We start from the raw sequence: 717 nt of genomic DNA, 5'->3' as shown, positions 1-717 counted from the left end.
TGTACGACCGGCCACATAGGTTACAGATCAGACCGGCCACACAGGTAACACATTCTGCCTAATCTATCCGGATGATACTTTGCTTACGTCTGTCGTAGTAAGCAAGGTCCATCCGGTTAAATATTATCGCTTCAAGCCCGTCCTCACGCTCCTCCAGCATCACATATTCACCCCGCAGCGCCTGATTCAGGAATAACCTTTTGCCAATGTAGATGTCGCCTTTGGAGCGCACCCGGTACACTTTCGCCCCTTCGGGATAGCTCACCTCCGGCGTTTTTCCGTCCCATTTTCTCGGCGACGGCACCCAGATACCTCCCGGCGTCAGACCGCCCAGCGCCTCGTGCGGCCGCTCCCGGTTAAACTCTTCACGATAGCTGTCGAACCAGGCCTGCTGTTCCTCAAGCGTCGCCCGGCGGTTACCGAAGCTCAGGCTGTGTTTCAGCGAACGGTGCATGCGTTCGTGTCGACCATTCTCTTCCGGATGCCCTTTGCGGATGCGCTCCGGCCGGATACCGAGCTTAATCAGCCAGACCGCGAGCCGGCTCAGCCCGGCAATACCGGTGCCGGCAAACGGCTGGCCGTTATCGGTTTTCAGTACCTCCGGCAGGCCGTATTCGAGGAATGCGCGCGCCAGACAGTCCCGCACAAAGGCCTCGCTTTCCCGGAATGTCCCCTCGCAGGACAGCAGGTAACGGCTGTGATTATCGGTCAGCGTGA

Annotated in this window: 1 protein-coding gene; it reads right to left on the bottom strand. The window is 58.4% G+C overall.

All coding sequences use genetic code 11. The features are described from left to right. Window positions 1–58: 58 nt before the first annotated feature. Window positions 59–717 (bottom strand): integrase core domain-containing protein (locus D6029_RS22115; protein WP_147365260.1); only part of this gene is annotated, 659 nt, incomplete at its 5' end.

The sequence above is a fragment of the Buttiauxella izardii genome (assembly GCF_003601925.1).
Taxonomy (GTDB): Bacteria; Pseudomonadota; Gammaproteobacteria; order Enterobacterales; family Enterobacteriaceae; genus Buttiauxella; species Buttiauxella izardii.
This window is presented reverse-complemented; position numbering and strand designations above follow the sequence as displayed.